Source organism: Paraburkholderia sp. J41 (assembly GCF_905220235.1).
Classification (GTDB): Bacteria; Pseudomonadota; Gammaproteobacteria; order Burkholderiales; family Burkholderiaceae; genus Paraburkholderia.
On sequence record NZ_CAJMZE010000011.1, the window covers coordinates 88855 to 115775 of the forward strand.

General features: G+C 62.2%; 27 protein-coding genes. 2 read left to right on the plus strand and 25 right to left on the minus strand.

Translation table 11 applies throughout. The features are described 5' to 3' along the window. Positions 1–462, minus strand: coding sequence for a hypothetical protein (locus U5805_RS13835; RefSeq protein ID WP_322104042.1), 462 nt, complete (start codon positions 460–462; stop codon positions 1–3). A 975-nt stretch (positions 463–1437) separates the two neighbouring features. On the opposite strand from U5805_RS13835, the gene U5805_RS13840 reads away from it, so the two are divergent. Both U5805_RS13840 and U5805_RS13845 read left to right on the plus strand, forming a co-directional pair. After that, positions 1438–1926, plus strand: a complete 489-nt coding sequence (locus U5805_RS13840; protein ID WP_322104043.1) for a hypothetical protein — start codon at positions 1438–1440, stop codon at positions 1924–1926. Positions 1927–1932: 6 nt separating this feature from the next. After that, a complete protein-coding gene (locus U5805_RS13845; RefSeq protein ID WP_322104044.1) occupies positions 1933–2616 on the plus strand; it encodes a hypothetical protein in 684 nt (227 codons plus the stop codon). A gap of 97 nt (positions 2617–2713) precedes the next feature. On the opposite strand, the gene U5805_RS13850 is transcribed toward U5805_RS13845, so the two are convergent. The 24 genes from U5805_RS13850 to U5805_RS13965 all read right to left on the minus strand — a co-directional run bounded on the left by U5805_RS13850 (position 2714) and on the right by U5805_RS13965 (position 26471). Continuing rightward, positions 2714–3472 (minus strand): DNA adenine methylase, encoded by a 759-nt coding sequence (locus U5805_RS13850; RefSeq protein WP_322104045.1) that lies wholly within the window; start codon positions 3470–3472, stop codon positions 2714–2716. A gap of 15 nt (positions 3473–3487) precedes the next feature. Continuing rightward, positions 3488–4501, minus strand: a complete 1014-nt coding sequence (locus U5805_RS13855; RefSeq protein ID WP_322104046.1) for a relaxase/mobilization nuclease domain-containing protein — start codon at positions 4499–4501, stop codon at positions 3488–3490. Between the two features lies 1 nt (position 4502). Beyond that, positions 4503–5030, minus strand: a complete 528-nt coding sequence (locus tag U5805_RS13860) for a plasmid stabilization protein (protein WP_322104047.1) — start codon at positions 5028–5030, stop codon at positions 4503–4505. 14 nt (positions 5031–5044) lie between these two features. After that, the gene (locus tag U5805_RS13865) at positions 5045–6559 is read right to left on the minus strand and encodes an LPD7 domain-containing protein (protein WP_322104048.1); all 1515 of its coding nucleotides are present in this window, start codon (positions 6557–6559) and stop codon (positions 5045–5047) included. Positions 6560–6612: 53 nt separating this feature from the next. Then, positions 6613–8472, minus strand: a complete 1860-nt coding sequence (locus U5805_RS13870) for a PriCT-2 domain-containing protein (RefSeq protein ID WP_322104049.1) — start codon at positions 8470–8472, stop codon at positions 6613–6615. After that, positions 8469–10199, minus strand: coding sequence for a type IV secretory system conjugative DNA transfer family protein (locus tag U5805_RS13875; protein ID WP_322104050.1), 1731 nt, complete (start codon positions 10197–10199; stop codon positions 8469–8471). Before U5805_RS13875 ends, U5805_RS13870 begins: the two co-directional genes overlap by 4 nt. Next, entirely contained in the window at positions 10196–10570 is a 375-nt protein-coding gene (locus tag U5805_RS13880; protein ID WP_322104051.1) for a hypothetical protein, read from the minus strand. Before U5805_RS13880 ends, U5805_RS13875 begins: the two co-directional genes overlap by 4 nt. A gap of 10 nt (positions 10571–10580) precedes the next feature. Next, positions 10581–11693 (minus strand): P-type DNA transfer ATPase VirB11, encoded by a 1113-nt coding sequence (gene virB11, locus U5805_RS13885; protein ID WP_322104052.1) that lies wholly within the window; start codon positions 11691–11693, stop codon positions 10581–10583. Continuing rightward, positions 11690–12931 (minus strand): type IV secretion system protein VirB10, encoded by a 1242-nt coding sequence (gene virB10 / locus U5805_RS13890; RefSeq protein WP_322104053.1) that lies wholly within the window; start codon positions 12929–12931, stop codon positions 11690–11692. Before virB10 ends, virB11 begins: the two co-directional genes overlap by 4 nt. Continuing rightward, positions 12924–13772, minus strand: a complete 849-nt coding sequence (gene virB9, locus U5805_RS13895) for a P-type conjugative transfer protein VirB9 (protein WP_322104054.1) — start codon at positions 13770–13772, stop codon at positions 12924–12926. Before virB9 ends, virB10 begins: the two co-directional genes overlap by 8 nt. After that, complete coding sequence (locus U5805_RS13900; protein WP_322104055.1) at positions 13769–14485, minus strand: type IV secretion system protein; 717 nt, start codon at positions 14483–14485, stop codon at positions 13769–13771. The genes virB9 and U5805_RS13900 overlap by 4 nt, the downstream gene beginning before the upstream one ends. Continuing rightward, positions 14482–14718 (minus strand): hypothetical protein, encoded by a 237-nt coding sequence (locus tag U5805_RS13905; protein ID WP_322104056.1) that lies wholly within the window; start codon positions 14716–14718, stop codon positions 14482–14484. The genes U5805_RS13900 and U5805_RS13905 overlap by 4 nt, the downstream gene beginning before the upstream one ends. Before the next feature lie 10 nt (positions 14719–14728). After that, the gene (locus U5805_RS13910; protein ID WP_322104057.1) at positions 14729–15433 is read right to left on the minus strand and encodes a type IV secretion system protein; all 705 of its coding nucleotides are present in this window, start codon (positions 15431–15433) and stop codon (positions 14729–14731) included. 27 nt (positions 15434–15460) lie between these two features. Beyond that, positions 15461–16612, minus strand: a complete 1152-nt coding sequence (locus U5805_RS13915) for a type IV secretion system protein (protein WP_322104058.1) — start codon at positions 16610–16612, stop codon at positions 15461–15463. Next, positions 16609–19077 carry a VirB4 family type IV secretion/conjugal transfer ATPase gene (locus U5805_RS13920; RefSeq protein WP_322104059.1) on the minus strand — a complete coding sequence of 823 codons (2469 nt, stop codon included), beginning with the start codon at positions 19075–19077 and terminating at the stop codon, positions 16609–16611. Before U5805_RS13920 ends, U5805_RS13915 begins: the two co-directional genes overlap by 4 nt. A gap of 1 nt (position 19078) precedes the next feature. Continuing rightward, complete coding sequence (locus U5805_RS13925) at positions 19079–19399, minus strand: VirB3 family type IV secretion system protein (protein ID WP_322104060.1); 321 nt, start codon at positions 19397–19399, stop codon at positions 19079–19081. 16 nt (positions 19400–19415) lie between these two features. Next, positions 19416–19757 (minus strand): TrbC/VirB2 family protein, encoded by a 342-nt coding sequence (locus tag U5805_RS13930; protein WP_322104061.1) that lies wholly within the window; start codon positions 19755–19757, stop codon positions 19416–19418. A 50-nt stretch (positions 19758–19807) separates the two neighbouring features. Continuing rightward, the gene (locus U5805_RS13935) at positions 19808–20461 is read right to left on the minus strand and encodes a lytic transglycosylase domain-containing protein (RefSeq protein ID WP_322104062.1); all 654 of its coding nucleotides are present in this window, start codon (positions 20459–20461) and stop codon (positions 19808–19810) included. Then, positions 20461–21033: a hypothetical protein gene (locus U5805_RS13940; RefSeq protein WP_415914595.1), complete on the minus strand. Its 573-nt coding sequence runs from the start codon at positions 21031–21033 to the stop codon at positions 20461–20463. The genes U5805_RS13935 and U5805_RS13940 overlap by 1 nt, the downstream gene beginning before the upstream one ends. Before the next feature lie 642 nt (positions 21034–21675). Beyond that, the gene (locus tag U5805_RS13945) at positions 21676–21915 is read right to left on the minus strand and encodes a helix-turn-helix transcriptional regulator (RefSeq protein WP_322104063.1); all 240 of its coding nucleotides are present in this window, start codon (positions 21913–21915) and stop codon (positions 21676–21678) included. A gap of 115 nt (positions 21916–22030) precedes the next feature. Continuing rightward, positions 22031–22570, minus strand: coding sequence for a hypothetical protein (locus U5805_RS13950; protein WP_322104064.1), 540 nt, complete (start codon positions 22568–22570; stop codon positions 22031–22033). Between the two features lie 418 nt (positions 22571–22988). After that, entirely contained in the window at positions 22989–24353 is a 1365-nt protein-coding gene (locus U5805_RS13955; RefSeq protein WP_322104065.1) for an MFS transporter, read from the minus strand. Between the two features lie 36 nt (positions 24354–24389). After that, positions 24390–25328: a 3-keto-5-aminohexanoate cleavage protein gene (locus tag U5805_RS13960; RefSeq protein ID WP_322104066.1), complete on the minus strand. Its 939-nt coding sequence runs from the start codon at positions 25326–25328 to the stop codon at positions 24390–24392. Between the two features lie 318 nt (positions 25329–25646). Further along, the gene (locus U5805_RS13965) at positions 25647–26471 is read right to left on the minus strand and encodes an enoyl-CoA hydratase/isomerase family protein (protein WP_322104067.1); all 825 of its coding nucleotides are present in this window, start codon (positions 26469–26471) and stop codon (positions 25647–25649) included. Between the last annotated feature and the right edge of the window lie 450 nt (positions 26472–26921).

The following is a 26921-nucleotide window of genomic DNA, read 5'->3' on the forward strand; positions in this document are numbered from 1 at the left end:
CTACAGATCGTCGGTGTCGGGCCGGATCGCAAATCCGAGTGCACCCTGCACTGGCCCGGATCGCGGTCTGGCTTCCGTCTTCCCCCCATCCTTGCGAACATGCTTTGTCTGAGACGTCGCATCCTGCGCGCGCGATTGCGCCGGGATTGTCTTCTCAACCCCTAGCGCGCGTGCACCTGCCGCGGGCCGCGCAACACCACCAGCGCTACCACCTTTCCCGGTCGAGCGCAGTGCGTAGCGAATCGTCCCAGCCGTGATGTCGAGTCCTTGCTGCCGCGCCTGCTCCGCGATCTGCTCCAGCGTATAGCCCTTCGCCTGCGCAGTCCGCACGCGCACACGCATGTCCTTCATCGCATCGCGCACCGTCACGCCACGTTCGGAATCCGGCTTCTCTGGCAGCGCATCGAGCGCGCGGGCAAACGCCGCCCATTGCGACTTCGTATAGGCCTTCGCAACAGGCATCGTTACCCTCCTGAACATCGGCTACGCATCGCTGTGACACCATCGTGCGCACGTCCTGAGCACGCGTCAAGACGGCTTTTGCGCATGACTTGCTCGCTCAGGAACACACCGGCAGCGAATGGAATGTAGGAGAACAACACATTTTTTTCGTAAGTGGTGCGCGCGCGACACGCTTCACCGACGCATCCAGGAGCGCCGGGGCAGCGCTTGCCGTTGACTCCGGAGACCATCACCTTGACGTCGGATTCCAGTCTCGGTTGCGTCACATGTAGGCATGCAGACTGTACACGCCTAGCCGGGAACTGCTCATGGTGTATCGCTCTCGTCTGCGCGTTCGATGCTCGCGCCATAGCGCACCGCTCGAATCGCACCGTTCACATGCTTTCACTCGTTCCGAGCGTTGCATTGGCTCCCAGTACACTCTCTCGTTTTGTATTTTCATGCGCCTCGCAAAGCGCATCGATCAGCACATTTACCCGGCAAACCATTCGCATTTTTGTGAGCGCCCAATGCACGACAGCGCGCACACTTCACACATTGGGTTAGCCACTGGTTCGCAGTTTAAGACGCACTGGCTGCGCATCCCTTAACACATCGTTTTACGCAATGCGTTGATACACACACAACCCCACGTCGCATCGTCATCGAAACGACAACGCATGCCGTTCTCCACGGCACGATCGGCCGTTTACGCTAACGCAGAAACCTCCGCGCACGGCTTTTACTCCGGACCACAAAAAATGCACAGAAAACAAGGGATGGCAGGATAGGCTTACGCCGGTTTTGGGCACCTTACACAATTGAGTGCGACAGCAAGAAGCACAAGTCAGTGATACCGAACCGGACTTGCAGGACTAACCGAGTAACGAGGTCGATCCGATCTTCACTCGTTAAGTTTGGAGTGGGCTTGCCTGATGCCGTTGCTCAGTTGGCCTGTACAATTCCCGAACTGGTTCACCACCGGGAGAGCGGAAAATGGAACAGGCTTACGAGGCGATCGGGCGCGCAGTGATCGCGATGCAGATGTTCGAGGTGACTTTCGTGTCGATCCACGAAGGCTTCAAAATGCTCACGGACGAGGTCTACCGCAAGACGTCGGGCGGCATGATCGACGAGAAGAAATACAAAACGGCGTCCGCCAACGTGGTCAAGACGCTCCGCGATGGAGGGCAGATTGCGACGGATCTGGAGGAGCGGTTAAACACCCTGATAGAGCGTCGAAACGAGTTAATGCACCGATGGTTCATACATCACGGCTGGCCGTGGCCCGAGACGAACAACGCTGCCGACTATACGCCCGTCATCGAACTCGCTGAGTGGATCAAGACCGAGGCAAATGCGATTACTCACATGATGGCCGGTTACATGGTGCAGCACGCACATCCGCAAGCGCACGAAAAGGACCCGGATGCGTACCGCCAAGCGATGGCCGAACTTTTCCACAAGCTGCACGTGCAGGAGTAGATCGACATGCGCGTGACAAAGATTGATGCCGCCCGAAGGCAACTCATTACTGCTATTCGCCTTTTCTTCGATGGGGGCGACCGGGTATCGGTTTACCCACTGGCTTCGAACGCATGGGAGATTAACCTAAGCCACCAGAAGTCGGGACCGTTGCATTCGTGGCGTGACGATCTATATTTGAAGAAGGATCACCACGCCAAGCCTTCCCGATCAACAGTAAGGCGGCAAGATCGGGACGAATATCCGGGAGAACATTCCGTGGAATTTCTGAAACTCGCCATTATCCTCGGTACTGTCGTCGGGATTACCAAGGGAATCCAGATCTTCAGCTTCCACTGCCGACGCCGCTTCGGCTACCGCCTTTTCACGAAGCGAGGATTCTGGCTCGCCGCCATCGGCATCAATTTCCTGTGGTGGGGATTCTATGCGTGTGGGACTGCGTACCTGCGCCATGACCCGCAATCAGGCGGAATCATCCTCATGGGAATGGGACTGGCTGCGATTGCATGGCTGATCTACGAAAACATCCGGGATACCGACGCCCTTCACGGCGCGGGTGGATCGGCACTCCAGCTCGCCCTGTTTTTTCCGCTGGCGATCTACGGCGTGCCGATGCTTTTGATTGCCCTGCTCTTTCTGCTCGTCCTCACGTTCAAGGCCGGGCCCGCTGCGTGGTTCGTCGATCCGTAAATTTCGGGCGATGCCGGACATCCCATCGAGAACAAGGCGGATTTATCGCTCAACTATCCATACGTCAGAACAGGCCCGCCGGGTCATCGGCCCTGTTTCAGATATAAAGAATCAGTTCTCCGCTTGGCGCCGTGCATGCCGAGCCACCAACCGTGTACTGGATCTCTGTCCGCTCAAAATCCAGCCCGGAAAATATCTGCCGCATAGCTGGATGGTCGTTCACAGTCAGAATCGCGCGCCCCTTTATCTCCGTCATGACGGCAGCCATCAGCTCATATTGCTCAATACCAAATGGCACGCCGTACCCCTCCGTCTCCCAATACGGCGGGTCGAGGAAAAATAACGTGTGTGGCCGATCGTACCGGCTCATGCAGATCTGCCAGTCGAGCTTTTCAATATAAGCGCCGGACAGACGGAGATGAGCAGCCGATAGTGCTTCCTCGAGGCGCATCAGATTGAGTCCCGGCGGCGACGTCGTGGCCGTGCCGAAGCTGCGCCCCTCGACACGGCCACCGAAGCAGTTCTGCTGCAGATAATAGAAGCGCGCGGCGCGCTGGATATCTGTGAGGGTTTCAGGCGGCGTATCGCTCAGCCACTTGAACACCTGACGACTGCTCAACGCCCATTTGAACTGGCGGATGAACTCCTCAGGATGGTGCTGCACGACGCGATATAGATTGATGAGATCGTCATTGACATCGTTCAGCACTTCGACCTCTGCCGGCGGCCGCAAAAAGAACAGCGCCGCCGCGCCCGCAAATACCTCGACATAGCAAGTATGCGGCGGGAAACGTGGGATCAGGATATCGGCCAGACGTCGCTTGCCGCCGATCCAGGGAGCGAGGGGTACAGCCATTCCGCCTTCCTGGCGTCAACGTTCCACGTCCGGTCCGACATCGTCCGCCCGACCTCCGGCTTCCGGCGCCTCTGGCCTCGGTTGCTCTCGCCTCACGTCCCGCGCACGTTCCGACACGGGCCGGTCTCGCTGCAAAGGCATGCCCCCAACGAAGTACGCCATCTCCACCGCCATCGCGCGATCCTCGCGCACACGCGACTTCGCCATCGCATAGGCCATCTCGCGCCAGGCGGCAAATACTCCACCATGAGCAATCCACCCCGCATCACGCTGTGCGTCGGTCGGCAGCGGTTTCCAGTATCTCGGCGTTTCGCCACGCGTGATCATGTGCATGACCGCCGGCTTCGGATATCGTTGCGTCACGCCGCGCGCGTGCCGGGGCGTTGCGTTGGCCTCGACACCGTGCTCCCGCAATTGCTCCGCGAAATGCTCCCGCCAACGCTGAAGATCCTTGTGCCGCGGATTCAGTCGGCGCCCGTCTGATCCGCGTACCTGCACGCTCAGATGCACATGCGGATGGGCCTCGTCATCGTGTGCCGCGAAGACATATGCGCGGCCATCACCGAATTCCTGCGCCGCAAAGCCACGCGCTGCATCGCGCACGGCCTGCCGGTCGGTACCCGGCGGCATCGACAGCAGGATGTTGAAAACCTCCCGGCGTGTACTGGTCTCCGGGATACCCCATCCTCCGAGCTGCCAGGCTTTCGTGAGATCACGCAACGCTTCGACACCGATAACACGGTCGCCGTTCTGGTCTTCCAATTCGACCCGACCGTTACGGGAGATGTAGCGCAGATGTCGGCGCACCGCACCCATGCCCTGCGCGCCGGCCGCTTTGTTTGTGATCTTGACCATCACCTCCGGCGTGCGCCTGAGTGTTCTCGCGATCTGGGCGCGCATGCGAGCCGCCTCATCATGGATACCCGCGCGCGAAAGCCGCAGCGCACGCGCGTGCCTCAGCGGCTCGTGGAACAGTCGGTCGCCCCAGTTCACAAGCATCGCATCGATATAAATTTTCGGGTAGACCATGTCATCGACTCCATCGGTCGAGGTTTGCGCGGATCACAGCCGCGCTCGCACGTAGGTGGGCGTCAATCCGGTCTCGAATGTCCGCCCAGCCCATCTGATCCGCGTCGACCAGTTCCGTACTACCTGCGCGCAAGAGCCTGCCCAACACGCGATTGATATCTGCAAGCTGCTGACTCGACGCCGACAGCGCCCGCATTTCGTGCTCACCGAGCTGCGGTTCGCGTGTCAACTGCGCGCGAACCAGCGACACGATCCAGCGATTGCAACTCAGACCCGATGCTGTCGCGCGCTGCTCGACAGCAACCAATTCCACCGCCGTCAGACGAATTTCAATACGGGTGCGCGGCTCGCCAACGACAGGGCTAGCCAGCCTGATCCCGGACGTGATTGATGGTTCGCCCCCGTCATCGCCGATAGCAGCCACGATCACCTGACGTGCGCCCTCGCCGGCTGTGAGACCGCGTCGTGCACACCAATCGTCCCAGCGCAGTTTGGCCGTACCGAGTTCGACGCACAGGCGCTCGCGCACGACCACAATCCACCTCAGCGTGACGGGGACAACGGCGACGGCTCGGCCAGCGCCCGATCGATCTCGGGAGCCGGGGCACGTTCCGCCGATGAACGCCGACGCTGATCGCGACCCGACGGTGCCTTCGGATCAAACACCCTCGGCGTCGGGACAGGCGTGCCATCTTTTCCGAACGCAACCAGTAGGCGTTCGGCGCGCTGCTGCACGCGGGCAATCGAGCGATCGCTGAAACCCTGCTCGCGCATGGCCATCGCCAGCACGGCCAGATGCATGGCCGGATCATGTTCCTGACGCTGTGCTGCGCGGCGATGATGCGGTTCCGGCTCAGTAACAGGCACAGCCGGCGAATCGCTCGAACGCGCTTCGCCATCCGGCCGATTGTCCGATTTCGGTGAAGCAGAAACATCCTGCGCGCGGTGTACAGCCTCGACGTGCCAGGTATTCCGGTAAACGTCCTTGTCCTCTTCGCCGACCACAGTTCCCGCACCATCGAAGATCGGCACGCGCACGGTCACGAGACGCTTGCCGAGGTTTTCGAGCACGACCTGTTGCCCGATGCCAGCGCCCGACTCCCCTACAGCACGCTCGAGATCGACGCCCCATACCGCCTGGTCAACGCCCGCCTGATCGCGGAACACCACGTAATAGGAATCGCTGCGCGCAGGGTTGTGCAGATACGGTGCGCCGCCATGTTCGAGCAATTGACCGGCATACCGTCGCGGCACGTCAGGTTCATCGCCTGCGGTATTTCGTCCAGTCGCGGTGCGCGGCCCCGGTACGACATCGGACTCCGGTACGACTGGCGAAGCGCCGCTAGCGCCTGAGCGAGTACCTCCCGGCTCGGCAGCCGTCGATGCAGGCCGTGAATCGTTGCGCCCCTGTGTCCCCGAAGCGGCAGCGGCATCTGCCGCCACCTCGATGCGATTGTCCAGCCGCGCCTGCCGGGCATCGGCGAGACGGGCCAGATCCGCCGCCTTCGGCTCGTACCCGCTGACGTCGATGCCGAGCAGCGTCGCCTGCAGCCAGACCTCGCTACGGAACGCCTCGTGGCCCGATACCCGGATGCGCTGCCACGACTTCGCATGCGCCATGTCGACCATCGACTCGACCACGTCCGGACGGTTGTGCTCGGTGACAAGGTACGGTCCCAGATCCTCGAACGCGAGCTGGTATGGCGCATCCTTCAGGAAATACTGGTTGCCCGCGCGCAGGTAGCGTTTACGCACGCGCTCCGGCAGTTGCTCAAGCGGCGCACGATGTCTATCCACGTCTCCCGGCACATCAGCAGGTGTCTGTGCCCCCGCTTGCCTGGCCTCGCCGCGATCTTCACGTATGGCCTGGGCACGCAGCCTCGCGCGCGCAGCGTCGAACTCGCGCCGACGCCGCGCCGATACCGCATCCATTGCAACCGCATCCAACGGCTCCCGATGAGCGCTCGACGGAGCCGGCCCGCCACCATTGCCCGGCATGTCCGGCTCGATCACGTTGATGACCGGATCGGCCTCCTGAGCCGAAGTTGTCTGCGCCATGTGACCACCTCATCCATTCAAAATACTTTCGTCCGGTACTGCATTGCGACGGCTTATCGATCCGGCTCCGTACCCGCCTCGCGCGATGCGCCGTGTTCCTTCGACTTCTCCACCGTCTCGGCCCGCAGCTCGCGGATACGTGCCCACGACCGAGTCTGCAACTGGTCAAGCATCCCTTCGAGGTTGGGGCTGAAGTTCAGCTCCTGCGCCGACTTCTTCAGCGAGCGCACGGCCCGATCGAGCAGGTCGCGCGCGCGGTCCCACGGATAGACCTTCGCCTGACTGCCGTCATAGCCAACCTGCAACTCCGAGCCGTTCAGCCGTGCGTTCTCGTCCATCCATTTCAGGCGGTCGGACACAAACGTCATCTGATCCTTGCTGTGGAACACGACGCTGCGCGTCGCCACCTCCTGGATGAGATAGTGTTCGGTGTTGAACACCTCGCCGCGATACGGTCCGCCGTTTTCGCGCGGCGTACCCATCTTCAGCGGCGAGCCGAATCGATGCTCGGCCAGTGCCCTGACTTCGGTCGGCACGTCGCCAACAGCAAACAGGGGCTCACCGACCGGCGGGCGCGACGGTGGGAAACGCGGCGAATCGGTGGACGGCGGTGCAGCTGCCGGTGAAGCAGCAACAGGCGATTCGACCGGCACCGCTGCGGGTGCTGCTTCGCCTGCGACTGGCACATCAGTCCCGGCCGGCTTCGGCGCACTGCGTTTCGACGACCGGCGACGCGGACTGGCTCCGTCGTCGGTCAACAGTTTTTCCTTGACGTTGCCCATTTCTCCGTCCTCCTCATGCTCGTCCATCGCAAACACGGTCACGTCGGATGCAGTCATGGCATCCGGCACCAAGCCGTCATCTGCTCTCACCACCGAACGGACCACCTCGCGCAGATACGCGCCAACCACATCGAAACCCGAGAGCACGGCCATGTCGCTGAAGTCGTTCGGCACCTTGTCGTCAATGCGCGCGTCCGCCGCAAACTCCGGCCAGGCCACACGCGCCCGCGCATCTTCGGCTGCCTGTCGCGCCTGCGCCTCGCCGCGCCCCAGTTCACCCAGGACAACGAGATCCGCATCGGGATATCGTTCGCGCAGGCCCGTCGCCACCAGCGACAGATTCCCGCTCGAGAGCGCCGCCACCGCGAACCAGCCTGTCGCGCGTGACGCAGACAGGGCCGTCGCCATGCCCTCGGCGATCAGGATCAGCGACGACTCGTCGGCCGGAACCAGTGCCGGCTCCGTCATCCAGTAACCGCCCTTCTTCACGCCGCCAGCCAGCGACGACTTCAGCCCCTGCTCGTCGATCAGCTCCAGCGTCGAGATCGGCCCGTTCCAGACCGGCACGAGCAGCACGCGCCCCGCGAGCGTTTCTTCCTCGCTAGCCGGCACATAGCCGAGCAGCGCACGCAGCTCCAGCGCGTCCAGCTCGCGCAGCGTGTCCATTGGTTCAAGGCGCTTACGCTCCAGATACGGATGTGCCGGCCCGACCGGACGCGCCCAGTCCCAGATCGACGCTGCTTCGCGGGCAACCGCGGCATGGCGAGCCTCGCGCCGGGCCACCTCACGCTCGCGCTGCGCGAGCACTTCAGCAGACGGTGCGAGCACGGCCGTCATCTGGTCGGGGTAATGCCCGCGCCGGAGATCGAAGCCATGCTGGCGTGCATGCCAGAACAACGTGGACAAGGTCTTGCCGCCCGATGCGCTGGCCGAGCGCCAGGTCGTGCGGGCCGCGCGCTCGTTATAGTTGGCGGCCGTCCGGCTCCAGGCGTCCCATATCTCGAACCCTTCGTCGCCAAATCCCTGCTTGAGCGCAAACGCCATATCGACCCAGGTCTCATAGTCGTCGGCCGGGATCACGGCAAGCGCAGCACGCGCGCGGTCGGCCTCGTTCACATAGGGCGTCGTCATTGCAGGACTCCGGTCGCTTGCGGATCTGCCTGCGAACCATTCGTGGCAGCGCGCCGGGCAGGTTCAACGAAGTCAAGTTCAGCCACATCGAGGTCGTCCGCGCTCAGATGGCGTCTTGCCCGTGCAATCTTCCGGGCCGGCACGCCAAGCAGCCTGAAGTGCCGCTCGACATATGCCACCGCGTCGTCCTCGCTGATATCGGCAAGGTTCGGTGGCAGATCACGCGGGTCCCATGCCTGCAGCACCTCCAGATACTCGGGCGGCAGATGGATCAGCCCCATGCCATCCGGATCGATCTCGTCCGGCTGCAGGTCGCGCAGCCGGCGCTCGGTCACGGCACTGAAGTGCGCGAGGTTCATCGCAGGCACGACTGGCGCAGTCGTCACGCGGGAGGCGAACTCGGGATCACGCCAGTAGCAGATCTTGTCGGCCAGGATCGGCTTGGTGTTTTCGAGCACGATGATTTCCTTGTCGCGCCCCAGCTCCTTCAACTCCTGCGGTAGCAGCAGCGGCCGGCGCTGCTCGGACACGCTCTCGCTCGATCCGCCCCGGCCGCCGAAGATCGCGTTCGACCGACTGACGCTGCGCGACTGGTCGGTCAGCGTGCCCAGCATCTCCGAGTAGTCGTTTGCGTCCTTCTGCTCGCGCGGCGCATAGAGGATCTGCATCGCGTGGTTCGTGATGAAGGTCCGGGCATCGGCCCGCCCGTAAACCGATTCGAGCTGCGCGATCGACTGCACGATCGACAGCAGGCGCAGGTTGTAGCCCGCCATGTAGGCAACGGCTCGGGCGAGAATATGGATCTTGCCGATCGCCGTCATCTCGTCGAGCAGCAGCAGGCACTGGAACTGAAGTGCGGGATCGGCCTCGGGCAACTGCTTCGTGTTCAGGTTGATCACCTGCGAAAACAACAGGTTCACGATCAGCGCCGCCTCTGACAGATGATCGGGCGTCACACCGATATAGATGGAGATGCGGCGGCGGCGCAGATCGCGCGGATCGAAATCGTTCGCACTCGTCGCCGCGTCGACGACCGGATTGGCCCAGATCGTCAGCGGCGCATTGAAAGTGGCGAGGACGCTGGCCAGCACCTTGTCGTCGTTCGACAGGAAGCGGTTCAGCGCATCGACGCACTGCCCCGACAGCAGGTCACGGTGCTGAACCAGCGCGCGCTGGAGATACGTCTTGACCGGCATGCCGTTGCCTGACGACTGCCGCAGCACCTCGCCGATCGTGACGGGATAGTTCGGGATCGAGGTGCCTCTGTCGGCCCGGCGCGCGTCGCGCCACTCGCACAGCAATAGCACAATGGCGAGGAACAGGTTGCGTGCCTGGTCTTTCCAGAAATCATCGTGGCCACCGGGTGGATACAGGGCGTAGCCGATCGCGAGGATATCGCCGACCCGGAACAGGCCGTCCGAGATCGCCGAGAGCGGGTTGTAGCGATGCGTGCGGCCGTCCTCGGCGAACGGATTGAACAGGTACACCTCCTGCCCGTGCGCGCGGCGAAAGCCGGCAGTGATGGCGTAGTTCTCCTGCTTCACGTCGAGCACCACGACCGAATCCGGGAAACTGAGCAGGTTCGGGATCACGATGCCCGTGCCTTTACCGGAACGCGCGGGTGCCGCCAGCAGCACGAACTGCTGGCCGGTAAAGCACAGGTAACGACCGCGCCACACGCCGACGACAATCGGTGGCAAGGTGTCGAGGTAGGCGGGCATCGTCATAGCAACCCCGCGCGACGGATTTCCGATTCGCTCGCAAAGCGCGCGCTGCCGTAAAGACGGCGCCGGCCCGAACGCTCCCACAAGGCATGCAGACCGAAGACCGGCCCGCCGAACGACAGCAGCACGCCAAAGAGCGCGGCCCCCGCAAGCTTGCGGCCAGCGTTCGGCATCAGGCCGTGCCGCCAGGCCAGCGCCGCGTCGAGCCAGCTCGACAGACCCGCGTGCAGCGGGTTGATCCGCAGGCTCGCATACAGGAAGAACGATGCGAGCCAGAGCGACGCGGCCAGACCGCCAAGGAGGCAAACAAGCACAGCCAGCGTCACGGCCACCACCCGGGCCTGCTGGAGCACATGCGCGTTCGGTCGGGTCATGGCCATCTCCCTATACGAACGCGGTGCGCGCCTTGCGCACCGGATCGAACCAGACCTCGGTCATGCCCCAACGCCGGCCGACCTGCTCGCCCGCCGCATCCAGTACCGGATGCGCCTCCATGTGTGCGACGATATCAATCGTCAGGAACAGCAGGCGCTTGAGCGCGGCATCGTCCCAGGCTGCAGCCTCGGCGTGTTCCTTCGCCATCAGCGCGAAACGCTCGATTGCCACTGCGGCATTGGGCGCGTGATAGCTTGTGATCGAACCGGCGTGCCCCGTCGTCAGGAGCTTGAGGAAGTCGTAGGCCTCGGCACCGCGCAATTCGGCCAGCAGCACGCGATCGGGGCGCATGCGCATCGTGCTCGCGATGAGATCGGCGGGCGTGACGCGCGCCTGGCCGTGGCCGCCCTTGCTGTACAGCAGGTGGACGCAGTTTTCGATATGCCGGATGAACAGCTCGCGGACATCCTCGATCGTCACGATCCGCTCGGTCGCCGGAATCGAGCGACACAGGGTCTTCATGAAACTGGTCTTGCCCGAACCCGTGTTGCCGACGATCACGAGATTGAGCCGGTCCGTGACCGCGCGCTCGAAGAACGTGCCCCAGTCACGCTCCTCCAGACACCGGACGAGCCGGCGGTCCTCCGCACGCAGCACGGGCAACGCCGCATCAAGTCCGTCCGGGCGATGCCATACCGTATCGTCGAACAGACCCTCGTCACGGTAGGCGTCGAGGGTCTTCTCGCGCGCGGACGGGCGGCGGATCGTGACCGAGACCGTGCGCGGCGAAACGACCGGCGGCACCACGATCTGGATACGGGCATCGCCAGGCAGCAGCGCCGACAGGACAGGATGCTGGGCCGATATCTCCTGGCTGGTCAGCGTGGCCACCGCCACGGCGAACGACATCAGCCGGTCGAAATCGAGGTCCAGACAATCATGGCCGTGCCAGCCACGCGAGTTCTCGGTCAGCACGCGCTGTGGCCGGTTGATCACGAGTTCCGTCACGTCGGCATCCTCGAGTAGCGGTGCGAACGGTCGCATCAGTTCACGCAACGAGGCGTCGTCGGGCAACCGGGCCAGAACCGGATCGCGATCGGGTGTGTCGGCGCGGGGCATCATGGCGTAGCCTCCGGCTGCAGCGCGTAGACCGATCCGAAATCGAGGTCGCGCGCGACGACGATCGTGAACTCTGCGCCCTGGTTCTGCTTCAGCGTCGGCGGGATATTGATCGTGCTGTCGAGCACGCGCGTGGCCATGTCGTTGCCCTGCTGTTGCGTGTTCTCGAACACGACCGAGCCGTTGCTGTTGCCGCCGCGCGTCGCCAGATAGCCGATCGCGTCCTGCGTCATACCGAGCAGCATCGCCGCACCAATACGCTGGCCCCAGTGGTTGTCCACGTAACCGTCCATCCCCATGCGGCCGAGCGCATCGGCCGCGGGAGAGTCGATCTCGACCGTTACGCCGTCCGGGGTCTTGATACGCGCGGACAATACGAAAACGCGCTTCTGGCCCGGAGACAGGTTCGAGCGGTACTGGCTGTTGATCTGCGAACCGCGCTCGATCAGCAGGACATGGCCGTCGTCCGAATACACGTTTTTCGTGACCGTGCAGGTCGAAATGCCAGCCTCGGTTGAATCGAAGGCTGTATCGCCCACGCAGTCGATCTTGGCTCCCTGCGCGAGGATGAGACTGCGATTACCAAGCATCGCGGCACGCACGCGCGGCGTCGCCGCCGGCGTCAGCGCCTGGGCGAGCGTGCTTCCCGCCTGCCCCGATCCGGCGCCCGGCGTTCCCGCGCCGCCGGACAGCGTTGCCGCGACCGATGACGCCGCACCGGCCAGGTCGCCCGCCTCCAGCGCACCCGACAATCCGCTCGAGGTCTCCTGCCCACCGCCCGTGGCCAGCAGCGGCGCGTCGTAATAGGTACGGGGCGCCACGCCACGCTGAATGCCGACAGGCGCGACAGCTACCGCCGCTGCTGACGCTGGCAACGGGCGAACGACAATGGCACTCGCGGATACCGGCGCCGACGCTGCGATGGCCGCAGATGCTGGAGCGTCCTTGAACGTGCGGCCCTGCGTGGACGTGTCGGCAACCGAATCGCGCCGCGCCTTTGCCTCGGCATCATGGCGTGCGAGGAAGCCATGCACGGTCCAGACCGCACCCGCACCGACGACCAGCACGATCACCATCGGCGTCAGCCACCAGGCACGCGGACGGGCACTGCGGTACTGACCGAGCGCGGGCATACCGCGATCAGCGGATGCGCCTGGCGCACCATCGTTCCGGTTGGAGTTCGGCCGCGAGCCGGGAGGGTCATCGGGCTCGATCAGATTGCGCGGGGTATCGTCATTCATCGTCGTGACTCCGCAGGACGCGCTTCACCCCGCTGACCGTCGTGCCGTCATGCGGTGCCACACCGTCCATGTCATAGGCGTCGTTCCAGATTCCGACGACCTCGTTGCCGAGCCGCAGCACGAAGCGTTTTGCTACTTCGTGGACCACGATCGTGTCGCCCTCGACATGCTTGTCCACCACGCTCTCGGTGCCGTCGTCGGCCACCCGGAAAATCGCCGGCATGCGCCGGTTGTTCGGGATACGCAGATAGGTGAACCGTCCGTCGTCCCACGCGGCGGTCGGCGCGATATCGTCCGAGTCGCGCATGACCTGCATCGAGTACCGTGCATTGCGAACGGCGGGCAGCTGCGCAAGACGCCGGGCAACCAACCCGGCATCCGAATCGGTGTGCGCCTGTTTCGCCAGCTCGTCCGGATAGACGAAAGTCACGCGATACATCACCCGATCGTTGGCGAACTTCGATCCGAACGGCAACACCACCAGATCGAAGCTGTAGCTACGCCGGTCGGTGCGGATCTCGAGGTTCGAGTCGTGCGCAGCAAGCTGCGGCTTCAGGTACACGTCGTGATCGCCCTTGTTCGCCACCACCTGCCAGCCGTCCCGGTCGCCGGGCGCGACGACCTGGATCTGCTCGTGCGGATCGAGTGCGATATGCGTGGCGAAACCGCGCTGCGCTTCGACGCGCACGACCTCGTCCGCGCGATAAATCACCTGTCGCACGCGCGAGTCGTCGTTCCAGCCCGGCAGATCGACCGCGTGGGCCATGCCGGAACAAAGCAGCGCTGCCAGCGCGATACCGGAGAAAAGTACGGGGAGACGCGCGGAAAGAAGCGTTTTCATGGCGTGCCTCCTGCGGCCGCGGCCGACGTTGGCACTGATGCCGGCGGCGTATATTCGGCGTCGCGGCTGTAGGCCGTGACCTTGAAACCGAACGGATTGGCGATCGCCACGCTCTCGCGCGTGAAGACGGGTGGCCGGTAGGTATAAGCCAGCGTGATCACGAAACGCTGCGTCGGTTCGGCATCGCCCTGGCCATTCCTGAACGAGGTGCGCTCGATATGGACGACGGCGTGGCCGGGCTCGTCCGGCGGCAGCGTGACCGAGAGAATCCGCACGCGCCGCTCGCCGCCCGGGCCCAGTCGCCGGTCCAGTGCATCGGGGCCGCTGTAGATGCCGCGATAGTCACGCGCGACCACGTCGTCGCTCATGGACAGCACGCCGTCGTAGTCCATCTGCAGCAACCCCCAGTTGTACCGTTCGCGCGCCAGCACATAGGTCTCGACCCAGTGCTTGTCCTGGATTTCCTTCGTATGAACGTGGCGGGCATCGAGTACATCGATCACCTGGGATTCGCCCGTCAGGCGATCGACTTCGATAGGCAGCGGTACCACGCGATAGAACGGCACCATCACCGCAAGCGCCGCGGTACTGAGCACGGCGACACCGACTGCGGCATAGGCGACATGCCATGCGCGCCGTTCGGAGCGCTCCTGCAGCCAGGTCAGCGACGCCTCGATGTCGAGCACGCGCGCGTAATCGCGGGATGCGCTCATGATCGGTCTCCGGTATCCGGCAACGTGGGCGGATCGGCAACCACTGGCGGCGTGGTCAGCGCCACATCGGGCGCTACATTCGGCACCTCGGGCACCGGCGGCACGCGGTTGACCGGTACGCGATGCAGCCCGTCCGGCAGGACGGGCTTCGGCGGAACGCTGCTGCACGCGGCAAGACTCCAGGCGAGGCAACCGGCCAATGCCACGGAAGTCAGGGAAGTCGGCATAGACATGACACCCTCCTCAGTTCCCGAACGACGCGGGAACCATCTGGTCCTGCAGCCGGTTCGTCTTGCCGGCCCGACTGAGCACCAGTTCGCCCTGCTGCTCGGCCACGAGCTTGTCCTCGGTCTCGGACAGCATCCGGAACAGCTGCAGCTTGGTCATCTCGTTGCTGACGGTCGTGGTTTCGGCCTGGATACGCGCCTGCAGCTCGGCGACACCCTTCGGGTCCTGCGTCGCATCGATCTGCTGCGCCAGACTCCGGATCTGGTTCAGCTCCTGCAGTTCGGTCTGGTAGGCCTGCTGGCCGAAGGCCTTGTCCTGGAACGGCTTGTTGAGCGCACGCTGGCAGACCTGCTGATCGATCCCGGTCTGGTCCTCGCAGTTGTAGATCTGGCTCGCGGAACGCAGCGCCTGGGCGCCGCCCGTCAGGCCCGAGTAACCGCCGTTCTGGACCGCCGTATAGACGCTCTGCCAGTTCGACGGCAGCGAGTTCGCCACGACCGGGTTGCTCATCAGCGCGCCGAAGCCGCGTGTGCCGACCGTCGACTGATAGATCTGGATTTCCTGCTGCACTTGCTGCTCGAGCTGGGCAACCGTCGCGACGGCCTGCACGACGTTCTGTGCGTCAAAGACCGGAATACCCTGTGCATACGCGCTCGCACAACACGCCGCCGATACCGCAGAGATCACTGCGGCACCCATCCATCTGATTCGTTGGTTCATCGTCGTCACCTCGCCATCAATCCGTCGTCAGCCACCCTGCTGGCCCAGGTTCGCGCGCGCGACGCGCTGATAGGCCGGCACCGCACCACCGCCACTGCCCGGACCTGTCCGGTCGTGAATCTCGCCGCCCGCCTTTGGTCCGCGCCCGTTGCCCTTGAGCGCCCGTCCGATCGCGCCGACCAGGCTGCGCGAGGCCACACCCGCCACGAAGGCACCGAAGCCGGACAGAGTTGCGCCGCCGGACAGGCCCGCCGCCACGGATGGCAACTGCCAGCCGACCATCGCGAGGAACACGCCGGTGGCGAACAAGCCAATCGCGGCGGCAGCCGCGGCCGCGCCGTCCAGGGATGCGGAAATGGCTTGAGCAAGCGCCGATGCATCGGCACCCGGCGCGCTTCCAGTTGCATGCATGGCTGTCAGATCGGCCGAGAAAGCTGTGAGCGCCATGCCGAGGAATGCGGCGACCAATACCTGCAGCAGGGCGTAATTGACGACCTTCGCGGTCCACGCCTCGAAGAAACGCGCGGTCGGCGCAAACGCCGCACAGGCGATAAAGACCGGACCAAGGCCGAGTACGAGATCGAGCAGCATCCGCGCCATCACGACCTCAAACGCGAGTACGATCAGGAAAATCGATCCGCCGAGCGCGGCTACCAGGCCACACAGGAAATCGCCGATAGCCGCGGCCAGGCCACTCGCACTGAATCCCTCATGCGTCGCCTTGTCGAAATAGGCGTCCATCACGAGATCGATCTGCTGGTCGTAGCAGTCGAGCGTCTGGTAGATGCTGGTCGCGGCACCCTGCGCCGTCACGCTGCTGCCGCTGACGGCACCGCAACCGGGATTGCCTCCGCCCGTCGTGTTCGCCGCGTTCTGGATCGTCTGGGCGAGTCCGGACGTGGCACCATCGACAGCGGTGACGACCTGCTGCTGGTAGATGCCGGCGCTGAGCGCAAACGCGAGCGTGATCGCCACCTTCAGCCCGCGCCACGCGAAGGCCGGCACCGCCTCGTGGGCTTCGCCGCGCACCACGGCAAGGCCATAGGCGAGCACCCAGATCGTAACGGCGGTGGTTACAACCGGCACGAGCGCGCCGGACAATGCCGACGACACGCTCGTGACGTAGGTCGACATGCCGTTCTCAAGCGTGCCGCCGACGGCGGTAAAGAGGCCGCTCATCGCACGCCTCCCGGTCCCGATACTTGCGATGGGTGTGCGCTGGCCTGCGCGGCGCGACGCTTCGCCAGCTGCTCGTGGAAAACAGGCAGCCAGTCCTGCGGCGCATCGCCGACCTGGGCGCGGATCGTGTCGAGCAGTTCGACGTTGTCGGTCGTACCGGACAACACGTCGAGCACGTCGCCGAGACCTGCGAGATCAAGCCGGCCGATGGCCGACCGATGCCCCTGTTTGACGAGGAACATGCGACTGTTCTCGCCGAGGTTGCGCACGATATTGAATTCGGCCTCGGTCAGCTTGAAGCCGTGCACATAGTCGTCGTAATCGGCACGCGGGTTTGGCAGGAAGAAGAATGTCGCGCTCTGCTCGATCAACGCACTGGCGATCGGGCTGCGCAGCACATCGGCTGGCGACTGCGTGTCGAAGATCCCGAGCCCGTTCTGCTTGCGGATCGTCTTCTGCTTGTTCTGCGCGAAGTCGGTAAAGACCGGATCGCCGAGCCGCTTCCAGAATTCAGTCATGACGTAGACGAAGCGCCGGCCGTCGATCAGGTTCTCGGTCCGGTGCAGCAGATACATCGTGACGGGCGTGGAGACCTCCGCGTCATCGAGCAGCTCGGTGTCGTCGAAGCCGAACAGCGTCGCCTGCGCGAGATCGATGCGATCGGTCGGGTTGTCGAGCACCCAGCCGAGACGCCCGCCCGCGCACCATTTGGCGAGCCGCGCGTGCAGGCTGTTCTCGCCGACGTTCGGCAGAAGCTGCCGAACCATCGACAGACGCCGCAGCGGCTTGTCCATGCGCGCGACCTCGCGCACCGCGCGCGAAATGTCGAGTTCGTCCTTTGCGGACAGCGCCGCGCCGGCATCGACGAGCTTGCGGACCAGCCGCTCCCAGAAATCGATCACGGACTCGTCCGGTTCCATCTGGAACGGGTTCAGCCCGGTCGGCTCGCCACGGCTGAACACCGTATAGATGCCGCCCATGGCCCGGATCGCGATCTCGGTGCCGCGGTCCTTGTCGAACAGCACGGACGTGATGCCGTACTTTGTCGCCATCGCAAGCAGGAACAGTTCGAGCACGGTCTTGCCCGCGCCAGCCCGGCCGATGATCTGGGTATTGGCGAGCGCCTTCTCGTCGAGCGAATCCTGCTTGTCGGGCGTGACGTGGAAGTTCAGGTAGAGCGGCTGGCCGCTCGGCGTCTTGACGATCGTGATCGCCTCGCCCCACGGATTACCGTCGCGCTTTCCCGTCGCAAAATTGTGCAGGCTCGACAGGCCGCAGAAGTTGCGCGACGTGAGCTTGGCCTCGCGCGGCCGGTACCGCCAGTTCGCAGGGAGCTGCGCGAACCAGGCCGCGTCCGCGACGAGGTCGATCAGCGCCGTCTGGAAACCGGCATCGGCCAGCTGCGTGCGGGCCTTTGCGGTGCGCTTCGACACCTCATCGATCGAGTCGCCGAGCACGGCTAGCGAATAGTGGTATTCGCCGAGCACGAAATCGCCGTTGATCAGTTCATCGAGCGCACGGTCCATCGCATCGACCTGCGACACGGCCACGTCCTCGCCCGCAATCAGCTGGTTTCGCTGCCGCTCCAGTGCTTCCTTCGCGCTGGGCCGATCGAGGATCGTGAACGATTGTGTCTCGATGTACTCGAAGTCACCGTACAGCAGGCCGTTGAGCATGCCCGGCTCGGTGTCTTCGGGAAAATCTTTGAGGTCGAGCATCGCGGCGAATCGTGTCGCAGCCGGCATGCGGATCTCAATCTTCTCGGCGCTGACGAACAGGCGCGAGGTCGGCAATGCCTCGCGAATCGGACCGGACGGCACAGGCTCGCGCTCCCAGACGCCGTTCACCAGATAGCCGAACAGTTCCAACGCTGACGAATAGCGGCGCGGGTGCGGCGTGAAAGGACTCTGCCGCGTATAGACGCCGAGCGCGACCGGATCGTAGGGTTTGAGGCTCGACTCGACCTGGGCAGCCAGTTCGGCAATCACCTTCAGCGCGTCCAGCTGGTCGCGCCGGATATCGTCGCGCGTGCGGCGCGCCGCGCGGCTGAAAACCCGACCCATCCGAGTGCGGTTGGGCCGATAGACCACTGTCAGATACAGCTCGTTGGCCATCATCCGGTAGCCCGCGAAGCTCGCGTAGTAGCGAGTTGCCAACTCCTCGCAGAAGCGGTTGCGGTATTCCGTCGAGAAGTGATCCGATACGCGTCGGCGCAAGCAATGCGACCAGAGCGCCACATGACCGCCGGTAAGCCCACGCACGAACTGGTTGAACCCGTCGTGCCGCGCAAGGATATCGGCGGGGTCGGCCGCCTCGAACGCGATGCCGGCGATCTTCCAGACCTGCAGGTAGTCGCCTTCTAACGTCTTGATGACGTGGTCGGTCACGTGCGTCGAATATGGGATGTAACCCGCGAGCGGCACTTCCCGGTTGGCGACGGACACGAGTTGCGGTTCGGCCGGCATGTCACGCCCTCCTCTTGAGGCGGACCGGCACGTAAGCGTGCCCGCCCCAGAAGCGGCGGTTGCCCTGACGCAGCACCAGTCGCAGGCGCAGCACGTAATGCGCGAGCCGCTGATCGTCGTGGCGCGTGATGACGCGCATCACGACAAACACGGGGATCATCAGGAAAAGGATCGCGACGCCGAGCGGCGGGCTCGCGAGCAGCGCCCAGATAGCCGGGATCAGCATGCCGCCGCCGACTATCAGAAAGGCCACGAGCGGCACGCCCCAGAGCATCGCGGGACGCGTGCAGCCCTTGAAGACGGGATCCTTGAACGGGTTCATGATTCGCGCTCCCGGATCAGCTCGTCGGAATCAGCATGCCGGCGATCACTGTCGCGCAACCGACGAACAGTCCGCCGATGAACACGTTCGCGATGTCGCCGAACCGGGCATGCTGGAACATCATCCGGAAGCCAGCCCAGATGATGGAGATCGAACAAATCACGCCGCCCACGCCAAGCAGCGTCGTCTGGATCGTCGTCAGCAGCGTATTGACCTGGGAGAGCTGCGCCCTGGCCGGCGACGTCGCCAGCAACCCCACCGTCGCTACGGTTGTCCACCGGGCCACCCGTCGAGCACGCGCACCCTCATCTGGAATGTGACGAAAGCGTCGATTATTAATAAGGAATACTGATTTCATGAGCAACTCCTCTTCGTGCCGAATACTTCTTTCACTGCCAGATCGCCGGGCTAGAACACCACGGCGCTACCGTCCGGATCGCCGCCAGATTTCGTCGATGACGTGTCTGCCGGCCTCAACGCCTGACGCCGTTTCGTTCGGGATTGCCCCGGCGATTCCGTCAGGTCGGAATAGGCCGAATCGACGGGAATCGGAGTAATGGCCGGCACGGCAACGGGTGCCGACGATGCGGCCACGACAGGTGCATTGCTGACCACACGCTGGACATAGCCTGTTCGATATCCGGTCGAGAAGTCGCCGCTGGCATAACAGGACAGGCCCGCACGAAGGGCCGACTGGGAATCGGCCGATGCGCGCGCGCGTGCCTGCCTTGCCAGCTCGAAGCAGCCTTGGAGGATGGCGGCTCCCGCTGCCAGGTTGCGGCACGGATCGAATGCGCTCCGTTCGTCCAGTCCGTAGTTGGGCCAGTTCGCGCGGTTCACCTGCGCGAGCCCGACGCTGAAATTCCAGCCGTCGCGCTCCAGGGCGTGCGCGGTGGCAATAGCCTCAGCCTCGCTGATCGGTTGGCGCGCGAGCCGGCCATGCACGACGCCGATCGCATACGGGTTGAAGCCTGATTCCGTCCGCACGATCGCCGCCATCGTCGTCAGCGAAACCTGCGGCGCACACTGGTGCGCGAGCGGGATAAAGTCGAGCGGCAACATCACTGTCCCCCACCGCCGGTACTGTCCTGCTGCTCCATCTGTTGCAGGAACTTCGCGGCGGACTGCGACGGGTCACACGGAACCTGCGCGCTGCCCGTTCCGTAGAACTCGGTGAGCGTGCGATCCTGACCACTTACGTCCCACCAGACGCGGGTGTAAAGCTGGTTGTCGATATCAACGTTGATCGCCCCGGTGGCGCTGCACAGCAACTCACTCTGTTCGGGGCCGCCCCAGTAAAGCAGATCTTCCCGGCAGTAGCCGCCGCTCGCGAAGGTATTGGTCGCGAACGTCCCCTGTGAACCGCCTGCACCGAAGTCACATGCTGGAAACGGGTCACCGTGACGCAGCGCGTTCCACAGTCTCTCGATCGGCGGCACACATTCGCTGTACTGTTCCGGGCCGCCCGGATTGGATATACACAGGAGCACCTGGCAGCCCCAGTCGTCGGCATGGGCTACACCAGGTGCGAAGATCGAGGTGCTGGCGAGCAGCACCAACGCAATCCGCCAGCGGCGCGTGATGCGCCGCATCACGTGCAGGCCAGGACACCAGGAGACACGACCCATCTTCATAATCCACCTTCCGTCGATTCATTCCGGCAGGCACCGAAGTACCGAAGTGGATGTGCGTGGAAAAAGGAACCCGCGGGGCCGGGGAGGCACGCCGCGGGTTCAAGGGGGATCAGCACCGGAAAATAAAAAACCTGCGACCGTCAGGTTCGCAGGCTTCGCTCGCATTGCAACCGCCACACCAACGCACATACGTCGGTACATCGGGCCGCTAACGCGTACTCGGTCTCGCATTGGCGCGTCGACCGGAACAGGTTGTTGACTGAACTCTAGGCTCGATTCTCCAGCGAATCAAGCGTCGAAATCACAGGGTTTTCTGCGTCATCGTCCCTTGGATTCCAGATCAGTTCGGCAAGGTCCAAAAAAAATTACGCTTTCCCCGTTTCGAGCACACGTGCGAGCGCGTGCCTGGCCGACACCAGTTCCAAGTCGAAGCGGCTGCGCGGACGGCGAGGAATCAAGAGCCGACGGCACACAACCTCTCGACCGGCGCGCCACAGGTACACCATGCGAAGCAGTTCCTTGTGTCGGGGTTCGAGACATCGCCATGCAGCTTCAATCCTCGCCGCATCGATTGGATCATACGGACCACGTGCGGCGTTTCCCCAGTTATCCAGCCGGGATTGGAGCGAAGGACGGGAGGCGTCAATCATGGTCGTGCTCGACACCGGTCGCGCTGGATTGCGCCCGGTATTGGGACGGATCGACGAGAAACAGTGCGATATCCGAGGCACGCCAGCCGACCATCCTGCCGCCGAGCGAAATCGCCCGTGGAAACGTGCCATCCTTCATGCGCTGATAAATCGTCGAACGAGACAATCCGACCGTCCGTTCGACCTGCTTGCGACGCAAAATTGCGTCCATCACCCGTATCGCGTCCGACATGACTCCTGCCCTCCTGATTTACCCGGATCTACCCGGCACAGGTCCGATTCAAGCAGCAGGAAACGGGGCCGAAAAAACCCGTCATGTCGGCGGAATCTACCGTCGCAATCTGTTCTCAACGGCGGCGACCATCTGCGTCACCTAGGGAATCGGGGCGCAGCGCTGCCGCAAATGACTGAGCGTTGCGCGACGCTTCGCCATCAGCCTGCCCTTTCAGCCCGAGCTTTGCATCGATGGCGCGCGCAACCGTTGAGGATTTGGGCGGACGCTCTGGGTCCCATTGAGCCCAGTGCTCCCACATCACCTCAAAGAGAAGAGAAAGTGTTCGCGTCAAGTGCGGCAGCCGAACGGTCACGTTACTGCCCGCGTTGTGCGAAACGTGAGATGACCGATCCGGGTCCACGGCATGCGTGGTGGGCCCCGAGCATTGATCCAGGCGCTGCTCAAGACTGTCTTCAAGCACATGATGGAGCGCGGCGGTTCGTGCCAGAGCGCGCTCGAGCAGCAGGATTCTCTGATCACGTTTTCGCAAACGGGAGGCTAGACGGGACGCGACGGCATCGGCGTCGTTGAAGCGGGTTCGCCAGTACGCGGCTGATTCCGAGAGAACCTCGCCATCTGGAGTGTGTGGATAACCACTTTCGGAATCGCACATCTGCCCTCCTCCCCCCATGCATCGTCAGCAGGAGGGTAGCCGCTCCGCAGTTGACATTCACCAACGTCACGGCACGACCGAAGTGTCACGTCTCCGTAATGGCGGCAAGAGCCGCCAGCCGTTGACGATCAAAATTCATATTGCAATATCTGGCGAGAAAGATCTCCGGTCTGTCAAGCACGTCTTGTTTTGCCTTACACCCGCGGGGGATGAACCGATAAACTATCTACAAACTAAATCGACCAGTCTTCGAACGAGTTCGATCATAGTCTTTTCTGCCGTGACTTTTAGCGGCCAATTTTATGTCACGAATCTTTAGCAACGAGCTGACTCAGCTGAAAGTAATCGTGCGCGACGAGCGACCGCGCACCTTGCGTTGTCTGCGACACTTCTAAAGTCGTGCCGTCTGTCAAAGTTTCTAAAAGCGCTCCGATACATTGCCGACGCGAACCGCGCTCTTCGGCAAGGCGAGCAGCACGGTGAGGCTGCCTACGATCATGATTGCCGTGATGATGTAGATACCGCTCGAAAGGCTGCCGGTTTGCGTCTTGATGAAACCAAGCAGAACAGGACTCACGAAACCACCAATTACACCAATCGAGCTCACGAGGCCGATACCTACCGCCGCCACCTCTTTTCTGAGATAGGTAGACGGTATCGTCCAGAATGCAATACTTGCACCAAATTGAAAGAAGCCAGTGAAACACAAGAGCGCGAGCGTGAGCGCGAAGGAATTATGCAGCATCGGTATGAATGAGAGGCTGAGCGCCGCGATTGCAAGCGAGCCTCCGACATGCCAGCGGCGCTCCTTAAACACATCCGAGCTTTTACATAGGAGCAACACGCCGGCGCCGGCGAAGATGTATGGGATTGCCGAGTAGCCACCGACCAGAGCGAGATCATTTATACCAAGTCCCTTGATCACCGTTGGTAGCCAGAAGGTGTACGTGTAGTTTGCGATCACGGTCGCGAAGTGAATGAAGGCGAGGCACCATAGGCGCACGTCCCGTAGGGCGTCGCGAATGCCTGCAAGGACGTTTGTCTGTGTTGCATCCGATATTCCGGCATCGGCCTGTAGCACCTCCGCGACTAACGCCTTCTCATCGTGCGTGAGCCACGGTGCCTCCGGCGGACCGTTCTTCAGCACGAAATAGCAAACCACACCAAGTAGCGCAGTCGGCAGGCCTTCCAGTAAAAACAGCCACTGCCAGCCTGCGAAGCCACCAACGCCACTCATGTTCTTTAGGATCCACCCTGATACAGGTCCACCGACGATGCCTGCGGCCGGGATGGCCAACATGAACTGCCCCGTAACGGCGCCGCGTCGAGTGCTAGGGTACCAATAGGTCAGGTAGAGTATGATGCCGGGGAAGAAGCCCGCCTCAAATGCACCGAGGAGGAACCGCACAATGTAGAACTGCGGGGCGTTGGACACGAACATTGTCCCAGCGGACGTCAGTCCCCATAAGAACATGATGCGCAGCAGCGTGAGCCGCGCACCGATCCGCTCTAGCAACAGGTTGCTTGGAACTTCGAACAGCAAATAGCTTACGAAAAAGATACCGGCACCGACGCCATACACAGCATCTGAAAAACCCAGATCGACCTTCATCTGCAGCTGGGCATATCCGATGTTAATGCGATCGAGAAACGCCAGCAGGTATGAGATAAAGAGCAATGGCATCACATGCAGAGTAATTTTCTTGTATATCTCGCTTTCAGTAGCAATACCTCCAGGCATCGTGCGACAGCTGCTCTCGCTGGTGTTCAATGAAGAGGCCATGACGTCTCCTATGCTTTTGTGTTTTTGTGCTGAAGGCTACATTCCAACCTTCTCTTTCCCCTTCAACCGAAGCATCTCCCGCGCCTCTGCCGGGGTGGCGATTTCGAACGAAAGCTCCTCCAGGATCCGTCGAATTTTGTGGACCTGCTCCGCATTCGACTTTGCCTTGACGCCCCTCCCGAGGTAGATGCTGTCTTCAAGGCCCACCCGAACATTGCCACCCATGATGGCGCCCATGGTCAGCAACTGCATCTGATGTCGCCCGGCACCAAGGATGGAAAACTGGTAGGACTCGCGCCCGAAAAGCCGGTCAGCGGTGGTGCGAACCATCGCCAGGTTTTCTGGATCCGGACCCATACCGCCCAGAATGCCGTAGATAGACTGGATGAAGAACGGAGGTTTGATGAGACCTTCGTCAACAAAGTGCGCCAGGTTGTAGAGATGGCCGACGTCATAGCATTCGAATTCAAAACGGGTACCATGCTCACCAAGTTGCTGCAAGATGCGCTTGATATCCTTGAACGTGTTGCGGAAGATGAGATCTTCCATACCCTCGACATAGGGACGTTCCCAATCATATTTCCAGTCGGAAATCTTGCGAGCGACCGGATGAATCGAGAAGTTCATCGAACCCATATTCAGCGAGCACATTTCCGGCTTTGCCTGCAGCGGAAACGCGAGACGCTCTTCGAGCGTCATTCGCGTACTACCACCAGTCGTGATGTTGATTACGGCATCTGTCTGCTCGGTAATACGCGGGATGAACTGGTCAAAGAGCGCCGGATCGGGAGACGGCCGGCCATCTTTCGGGTCGCGTGCGTGAAGATGCAAAATCGCCGCTCCAGCCTCAGCGGCATCGATCGATTGTTGAGCAATTTCATCTGGGGTCAACGGCAAGTGCTCCGACATCGATGGCGTGTGCACGGCGCCAGTCACAGCACACGTGATAATGATTTTACGGTTCTTTGTACTCACTCAGTCTTTCTCCCGATTCTGCTTTCAGCCGTGCTTTTCACGGCCAGCCCGTCAGATGACGGCATAGACACTCTCGGCGTGGCCACAGCCCCAAACCTATGACCATCTCATTTCACATCGCCCATCGCTAGATGGTTAGTAGCACTGCTTGAGTTAGCATTTCTCACGCAACCTAAGTTGCAAATCCAAACGGAGTGACGACGGGTACGCGACGCGAGCCCAACGCCTTGATGTCGCGAGCGTCGCGCGTCCGGGCTGTTTTCGCTTACGCAACAACATCTTTAATCGTAGAGATGGGCGCCAACAACGCGCGTTACTTCACCGACTTTGACTGGCATCCACGCGCCGAAAATTGTCGACAGGTCGCGGCGAAAGATTTCCAGCGAACGCCTCAGTGGCCAGATGCATTCCGAAGTCGTCTTGCACCAGGCGCCTCCAGGGACGCTTCGCGACCTGTGTGGTCAACCGACGAATAACGCGAGGTTGCCGCATGATCAGTTGTGCAATTTCCCGTGCACGTGACATGAGTTTCTCTCTGGGGAGTACCTCGCCCACCATGCCCCATTCAAGCGCCTCCGCGGCGCCAATGCCGGTTTCACGCAGGTACATTGCGTGATTTGCACGCTTCAGACCGAGTAGCTGTTGATAGACGAGAAACTGTCCATCGCCCGGGACCACACCAAGGAAAAAATGAGGCTCGAAGAAGCGTGCATCGTCCGCAGCAATTGTCAGATCGCAAAGAAGCCCGAACTCGGTGTGCGATCCCGGACCGTTGATGACAGAGATCGTGGGTATGTCGACCGACCACAGCAGACTCTCGACCAGCCTGGAGCCGTCAACGTACCAGGAGTCGTAGTTGGGTTTCAGGACATCTTCGCTCGAAAAGCTTTCCAGGTCTCGCTTCATCAACCACTTGTCGCCAGTTCCGGTAAGCAGGAGCACCTCATTTTCGGGATCCTGACCGACCGCCTGAAACATCTGGCCGATTGCACGGTGCAACTCAAAACTCCAGACAGCCTCGCCGCCGTTCGTATGGAAACGGACTTCGAGCACACCGTCATTTCTCTCCATGACGAAATGCTCTGCGAGCCGATCCTGATATTCAGCAAGAGGAATGTGCCTGGCGTATTTTGTGATAGACATATAGGAGTCCTGTTTGATTTGCAACGAACCATGCCGCACGTAATGCGGTGTTCAACTTTCTAAAGACACCTTCATTTTATAAAGTATAAATACTTTATAAACTAGGGATAACCCGCAGATCGTATCCGTCTGCCGGAGCGATTAAGGGAGACGTTGACAGCACCCACCAAAGCATGGGCAGCCACCGCTCGTCTCATTACAACCGTGGACTGGCCGTCCTTGCTGCATCGGATGACCGCCTTGTGAGCGAGATCGTGCGGAAGTACTACCGCTAGTGGGCATCTCGCTAGCGTCAGGCAGCATGGCCGGGCGGTCAAAATGATGGGCGTGGCGCAACGTCCCCGTCAGAGCGCACAAGTCGCACGGGGCGCTTCATCCGATTCTTTCTCACAGTATCGCGGGCGTTCAGACAGCCTCTCGCCGTGACGCCCACCGTTGCTGCGCAGACGA